The 8,350-nt window shown below is 36.1% G+C and carries 4 protein-coding genes; all 4 read right to left on the reverse strand.

Annotated features, from left to right (window positions below):
* Positions 1–12: 12 nt before the first annotated feature.
* Entirely contained in the window at positions 13–3,342 is a 3,330-nt protein-coding gene (locus tag PKK00_12480; protein HNW99217.1) for a PKD domain-containing protein, read from the reverse strand.
* A gap of 129 nt (positions 3,343–3,471) precedes the next feature.
* Positions 3,472–4,755: a PKD domain-containing protein gene (locus PKK00_12485; GenBank protein HNW99218.1), complete on the reverse strand. Its 1,284-nt coding sequence runs from the start codon at positions 4,753–4,755 to the stop codon at positions 3,472–3,474.
* 19 nt (positions 4,756–4,774) lie between these two features.
* Complete coding sequence (locus PKK00_12490; GenBank protein HNW99219.1) at positions 4,775–5,356, reverse strand: sigma-70 family RNA polymerase sigma factor; 582 nt, start codon at positions 5,354–5,356, stop codon at positions 4,775–4,777.
* A 188-nt stretch (positions 5,357–5,544) separates the two neighbouring features.
* Entirely contained in the window at positions 5,545–8,196 is a 2,652-nt protein-coding gene (locus PKK00_12495; GenBank protein ID HNW99220.1) for a gliding motility-associated C-terminal domain-containing protein, read from the reverse strand.
* Positions 8,197–8,350 lie beyond the last annotated feature (154 nt).

Below are 8,350 nucleotides of genomic sequence, written 5' to 3' on the forward strand. Positions count from 1 at the left end.
TGTTATTTTTAATTAAGGTATTAGTGAGACTCGTCCAATATACTCATGTTTATGTCCTTCTATTTCTTTACATAATACTCTGTAAACATAAACATCCATTATTACATCTTTATAAGTGCCTTTGTTATCTTCTGTGCCATTCCATGGCTCACATCTATTCAATTCAGGATACCATTTATTAGTATAATATATCATGTTACCCCAACGATCAAAAATGTACATTTCAAATGTTTCAGGATCTACATTTATCCCGTAAGGAGTAAACCCATCATTAATACCATCATCATTTGGAGTGAATGCATTTGGAATATAAAGTGCAAAAATATCTTTAACTCTGATAGTATCTATAGCTGTATCACGGCAATGATTATTATCCTCGACAATTAATGTTACAGGATAAGTACCAATATTTTCATATTGATGGGTAAATTCAGAAATGGTGTCTGTTGAACCATCGCCAAGTGTCCATTGCCATCCAATTATTGTTACTATAGAATGGTCGAGGAAAGAAACGGGTCCGTCCATTATAGTTAATTCCTTGGGCCATGCTGAAAAGCCAGCTAAAGGTCCGGGGATTTCATATATGTCTACAGATGTAGTGGCACTACAACCTCCATCATCTACCGTTACTGTATATGTACCTGCAGGTAAATTTTCAGCAACCTGTGTATATTGTGGTGGTGTTGTGTTCCATGAGTAATTATAATTACCCAAACCACCTGCGCCTGTTGCCGTAGCTGTTCCATTAGACTGGTTGCAATATTCGGGTGTGCTTGTTGAACTTGCAGTAGGACCGGGTAATTCAGGAACTGATGCAGACGTGGTTGTAGAACATCCATTATTATCAGTAACTGTAACAATATATGTTCCTTCAGCTAAACTAATAGCAGTATCAGAATTTTGAACCGGAGTTGTTCCCCAGCTATAGGTATATCCTGGAGTTCCTCCGGTAGCAGTGACTGTAAGGGCTCCATCAGAAAATCCACATGGGGTAGGAATTATTCCTGTAACTGAAGCATGAGGACCGGGTGTGTCAGTAATAGTAACAGAATTAACAGCTGTACACAAATAATGATCAGTAACTGTAACCTGGTAAGTACCTGCATATACATTTGATAAACTATCGCCTGTTTGTCCATTTGACCATAAGTAATTATAATCCGTACTTTGTCCTCCTGAAGCGAGTGCACTGGCTCCACCATTGTTATAACCGCAGGATGTATTCGTAACACTTATTATACTTACAGATGGACCGGGAAGATTGTTTATTACAGCTGATGCAGTTGCTGTGCATGCACCACAATTTATAGTAACAGTATAAGTCCCTGCAGGTAGATTGGTAGCCATTGCAGAATGTTGAGGGGGAACAGTATTCCAGTTATATCCCCATGTCTGACCACAAGTAACACTTGGAGTAACAGTAGCTGTTCCATCAGCATGACTACATATTTCATCTGTATAAGTTGTTGATGCAGTGAAAGGCTCAACATTTACAGTTACTGATGTGCTGCCGGTACAACCTTGTGTACTTGTACCGGTAACAGTATATGTTGTAGTTATTGTTGGGTGAGCAGTTATACTTGCACCTGTAGTAGAAGAAAGTCCTGTACCTGGTGACCACGTATATGTGGAACCTCCTGATGCTAAAAGAGGAGTACTTGCTCCCGGGCATATAGTAGGATCCGGAGTTACTGTAATCGTTGGGTTAGGCGCAACGGTTACTGTTACTGTTGTAGAACCTGTACATCCGTTTAAATTACCATATACCGAATAAGTAGTAGTAACAGAAGGGCTTGCTGTTACAGTTGTTCCTGTAGAGTCGGATAATCCTGTTGATGGCGACCATTGATAGTTACCTGCTCCTGATGCAGTAAGAGATGTGCTACCACCGGGGCATACTGTGGCAGGTGGTACCGTTACAGTTGCATTATTATTGATATTAACAGTTACTGCATCAGAGGCTGTACAACCATTAACATCTGTAACAGTTACAGTATATGTAGTGGTATTAGATGGATTTACAGATTGTGATACATCTGTAATTGAGTTATTCCAGTTATACGTTAATGGTGCATTACCTGTACTATTTGATGCATCAAGGACTGTAGAGGAGCTGGGGCAAATAGAAGCATCTGGTCCCGCGTTTGCAACAGGGAGCGGATTAACAGTTACGGTTACATTTGAAGAATTATAACATCCTAAAGGTGTTGTAGCGGTTACAGTATAAATTTCTGTTGTTGTTGGATTAACACTGATACTTGCCCCAATTGCATGTGTACTCCATTCATAAGTGTATTCTCCCTCGCCCGAAGCTGTAATTGTTGCTGTTTCTCCACTGCAAATAGTTGGTGCAGCAGGTGAAAATACAGGAGGATCAATAGCTAAAACCGTTCTTAATGTTAATGTACAACCTTGTACTGTAACGAACTGACAAATGAGAGAATCCCCATTAGTAAATTGAGTATTATTAAGAGTTAATGAATTAGTTGTTCCTGTGTTTTGAGTGCCTTGAGGCCATGTCCATTGATATGATTGGAAACCCGGAGGTGCCGTAATAATATTTGATAATCCTGAGCATGCCTGAGAAAGCTCCAGCGAACTGCATGAGCATGCTATATAAGCGTAACCAAAGTGTCCACCTAATGTGCAATCGTATGTTGTAAACTGTATTGTAATATTTTCATTAATATGAGCTGATAAATCAATAGCAACAGTTGTCCAATCTTTCCATACTACATTAACATCTGTCTTATATACATCAGAAGCAGGCAAACATGGAACAAAACCAGGAAGATTTAAAGCAGCAGATACTTCGTATTTGCCACAAACAGGGTCAATTAAAGCACCTGATGAGTTAAGAACGTAGATTGAAAATTTAGGTACCTGTGTATCTGTGTGTTGAGAAGAAGAACTTGCAGCGTCCTGAAGTACTACTGCATATTGATAAGTAAAAATGCAATTAGAACTATTTACAGTATAAGTGTATGATAATCTTTCAGCATATGCATTGTCCCAAATTGATTCTGCACTAACATAACTATTTCCTAAACGACATGAAGATGTGCCTCCCGGTGGTAATACGCTTAACATGTTTTGTGTATTAGGGTCAGTTCCCGGTATATTCATTATTGTATGTCTACCTGTTGCGTGGGGTGTAGCATTTGCAGTACCTTGTACTAACCCAATAAATTCATTGGTGTAAACGCCATCAAGGTTAGTGCCTGTGGAGCCAGTCCAATTTTCAAAACTACTACTACCCGAAAAATCAGCATTTTCGCATTGCGTAAACCCATTGTAGGCAAATAATACTATGCAAAATAAAAATATTATTACTTTTTTCATTTTACTATTTTCTAATTTTACATTGAAGGAATGGTTAATATTAAAAGATAAATATAATGCATTTCAAGATATTTAAAAAATTATAAAAATAAATATTACCCATAGTATTAACTATTAATTGTAACTGAACTATTTTAATAAAGTAAGGAACCCTGTAGACTCTTTTAGAACATTATTTTTATCTTTCATGGTTATTTTCCAAACATATAAACCTTGAGGCGCTTCAGAATTTGTTCCAATTTTTTTCCCATCCCAAAGAATATTAAGATCTGTAGATTCAAAAACAAGAGTTCCTTTTTGATCAAATATTAACATTTTATAACCATTTGGATTCATCTTTTCGCCAATAGGACCGAAGTAATCATTCATCCCGTCACTGTTTGGGGTGAATCCTGTAGGGCAATAATACAATTCTTTAAGTTTAACATCAATTACTTTTGAAATACTATCTCTGCATCCGTTACTGTTCATAGTAACCAGTTGTACGTTAAAATTGCCGTCATGATTATACAAATGTGTTGGTGATTTTTCATTAGATATTATATTATCGCCAAAATTCCAATACCATGAAAATGCATCTGTTGAATTATCAGTGAAACAATATATTTCGCTTTCAGCGTTGAATGAATATTCAAAATCGGCTTTAGGAATGCTGTTTGCTGTAATATAATTTGAGTATTCAGCTTTTTTTGATTTATCATTTATTAGACTAACAGTAAGCGTTACAGTATAATTTCCTGTTTTAATAAAAGTATGAGAAGGAGAGGCTTTTGAAGAAGTTTTTCCATCGCCAAAACTCCATGAATAACTTATATTTTCTGAAGTGAAAGCTGGCGTAAAGTTTACTGTAAGCGGAACACAACCTTCAATAACATTCGATTTGAATAATTCTCCTGAAGGTAAAGTAATATTATTTTTTGTTTCATCAACTTTACTTTCTTTATTTGATGTGAAATCCTTTTCCGTGTTAACAGTTTTTATTTGTTGAGGATAAAATGGTGTATTAGTATTATTATTTTCTGAATTAATATTATTGGATGATGTTTCTTTGTTAGCTGAAGAATTATTTTTATCTAAAGAAGAAATAGTATTTCCAAAATTTTCAGATGTACTTTTATTGGGTACCGAAACAATGTTTGATTTCTCTTCGGGATTATTTTTGTTAATGTTTTGAGTGCTTTCCTGGTTAAATTTTTTTACGTGAATATTTTTTGAATTTTCAGTATTTGATACTAAAGTGAAATATAATATTGTTGCAATGGGGACTATAAATGAAGTTCCAATAATGATATTTTTAAAGATATTATTTTGTAAAAATGAATACCATTTTCTGCCGGGGAGGTCTTTCTCGAAATTATACCAATCGCTGTTACTGTAGGAATACTCGAAGCTGTCAAGTCTTTCCTTCAGCATTTTTTCGAAACCAGTATATTTATTGTTCATGTCCATTTGTGTGTTCTTCAAAAAGTTTAATAAGGTTTTTGCGTGCTTTGGCAAAATTCGATTTTGATGTACCTATGTTAATGTTGAGCTGTTCTGCAATTTCTTTATGTGTCATTTCTTCAAAAACAAAAAGGTTAAAAACGGTTCTGTACATAGGGCTGAGCTTTTGAATGAGTTGCATTATTGTGTCCACTTTAATTTTTGTGAACTGTTCAAAATCAGCATTCGATTGATAGTCTTCAATCATTGTATCATAATTACGATTTTCGTCAAGCTCGACAAAAAAATTTTTCTTTTTTCTGATAGTGTCAATAGCCGTATTCGTAACTATGCGTTTAACCCAACCTTCAAGCGAACCTTTAAATTCGAATTCTTTCAGATTTGCAAAGACCTTTATAAAACCATCATGAAGTATATCTTTTGCTTCTTCTCTGTTGTCAGCATACCTCATACATATTGCTAACATTTTTCCGTAAAAGGTCTGATAGAATTTTTGCTGGCAGTTTTTGTTCCCCTGAATGCATCCATTTACTAGTGAACGTATTTTGCCGTTATCAGACAAATCTATCATGATACTTTACTTTTAGACGTGAATAGGTTGTTTTGGTTGCCTAAGATATAAATAAAATTTGTTTTATAGATAGAAGATTTATTTGCTATTATAAATTGCATATTTCAATGGCTTGATTTTGGTTATAAATTTTTATTAATAAGAACAATATAAAATATAAAATCAAACATTAGCGAAAAGCATATGGGTTATGGAATAAGCGATATTTTTCCTATGTATTCATGTTTTGGACCATCAATTTCTTTAAGCTGAATTAGGTAAATATAAACTCCCATGACAACATCGAGATAATTTCCTGCATTATTAAATGTTCCATTCCAGCCTTCACTTTGGTTAGCAATCACATCCCAATTAGTTGTATTGAACATAACTTTTCCCCATCTGTCGAAAATAGTAAGTTCAAAATTATTCGGGTCTACATTGGTCCCTTCTGCTGACCATGTGTCATTAAGTCCATCATCATTAGGGGTAAAGCAGTTGGGCGTGTATATAGTGTATGTTTCTGTAACTCTAACAGTATTTTGTATGGTATCAAAGCAGCCATTATCGTCAATAACAACCAGGGTAACAGTAAATGTTCCAATATTATCATACTGATGTTGAATTTTATTAAAGCTGCTTGCAGTGTCTCCATCTCCAAAAGTCCAATACCAGTTTTCAACATTCCCGCTTGAATTATCACTAAACAGGACTGGTCCATCCATAAGTGTTAATACTTGTGGGTGTATTGAAAAATCAGCTATAGGTCCAGGTATATTGATTATTCTTGTTGTAGCTGAGGCAGTACATCCATTGGAATCGGAAACAATCACATCATAAGTTCCTGCCGGCAGATCGGTTACATTTGCAGTAGTTGCATTATTGCTCCAAAGATAAGTATATGCTTCGGAGCCTCCGTTTGCAATTACAGCAATAGTTCCGTTTGTTCGGTTACATATTTCATTCGTTGATGAAGCGCTTGCTGTAGGTTTATATGAAGTGCTGATGGTGCCTATTGCAACATCAGTACATCCATTGGCATCGGTAACAGTTACAGTATATGTGCCTCCCGGAATATTTGATAATGTAGGTAATGTCCAGGGTGTAGGTGTATTCCATGAATATGCTAATGGTGCTGTTCCGCTGGTAGTAGTAACTGAAATTGCGCCGTTAGATAGTTCGCATGTTGCATTGATAATATTAGCAATAGTAGCCATGGGGGCAGGTTGGTCAATCAGGGTAACACTATTGGTTGCAGAACATCCCATCTGATCTGTTACTGTGACGGTATAGGTTCCTGCTGCCAGGTTTGAAACCGTTTGTGTAGTTTGTACAGGAGAAGTATTCCATGAGTAGGTATAACCGCCGGTTCCGCCGGTAGCATTTACTGTAACACTGCCATTATTTAGTCCGCATGTGGCAGGAGTAGATGAGGCTGTAGCAGTTGGACCGTATATATTAGTAACCAATGCAGATGCTGTAGCAGTACATCCATTGGTGCCTGTAACAGTAACGGTATATGTTCCTGCAGGAATACCTGATGCAGTAGCTGTGGTCTGTGTTGGATTTGTACTCCAGGCATATGTCCCGCCTCCGGTTGCTGTTGCGCTTCCATCACTTAATCCGCATGTGGCCAATGTTGTTGTTATCTGAATAGTTGGAGGGGAAAGCGTATTGACTGTTACCTGGGCAGTAGCAGTACATCCTCCATCTGTTGCTGTAACAGTGTATGTAGTTGTAGATGTAGGTGTAACTGTGGTGGTAGCGCTTGTTTCTCCGGAACTCCAGGCGAATGTTGATCCCGCAGTTCCCGTTGCTGTTAATGTTGAGCTAAAACCTGGGCATACAGATGTGGGATTAGCAGAAGCGCTTGCCGTAATATTGGAACTTACATTTACCAGTACATCATCAGTAACAGTAACTACTGTAGCATCACAATTTGTATATGCTATTTTTGCAGTGTAAGTTGTAGCAGTAGAAGGACACACCGTTGTTGTGGCTCCTGTTGCCAATTGGGTACTTCCCTGCCACCACGAAACAACATAATTTTGTGTTCCGTTTGGTGTGAATCGCCAAGCATCATTAGTAGCAGTCCATACAGAGCAATTCCTCCCGCTAATAGGGTATGCTATTGTACCTGTCGAGTTTTGAATTCCTTCAATTGCTAACCCATCATTCCAGTTAGTACAAGTTTCTTTATTTTGAATATATATTTCAATTACATTGGTTGATTCATATAGTACTATTTGCGATGTTGCATATATAGCGTTATCACAATAACTAGTAGAAATGCTATTTGGGTCACCATAATATGGTATTTGATAATATGAAACAACCAGCATTCTGCATGGGTAATTCCCTATGAGTTGCCAATATATCCCTCCTTTATATGTAGGATCTATATCTTGATAAGGACCCAAAATAGAATTTTCGGGAACTGAAGTTGTCGGAATTAAATATGTAGAATATATGTAATATTGGCAGGTATTACCTGCATATGTTGTATCAAAAGAGATTAAACCATTTGCACCAACTACAATTTTATTATATGAAGTTCCAAAGAAACAAAAATTAAAAGGTAAGTTTACAATACTAGACCATACGTCATCCGCGTTGACAAGAATAGCATTACCGCTATTATATGGGTTAGGTGGAGTATAAGGGATAGATGAAACAGTATAGCTTGTAGTTTCTCCAGTGGCTAAATACGTTGAAGTGAGTGTTGCGCAATTATTAGTACAGATTACAGTTTGGTCGGTTCCTGCATTAATACTGGGACATCCTGGTTGTGCAAATACGTTTGTTTGTGAAAAAAGTAGAATAAATATAAAAACTAAAAAATATTGAAAATTATTTTTCATGAAAGTTGTCGGTTATAAATTCATTTATTTAAAGCTTTATATAAGGACGCCAAAACTTTTATTTGGTTGCTTGATATTATAAATGTAAAATTAAAATAAATTTAGAGCCTGTTTAAATTTTTTTCAAAAGAATTTTTATAGCAGCAATTTTAAC

It is taken from the genome of Bacteroidales bacterium (assembly GCA_035353855.1).
GTDB lineage: Bacteria > Bacteroidota > Bacteroidia > Bacteroidales > CG2-30-32-10 > DAOQAK01.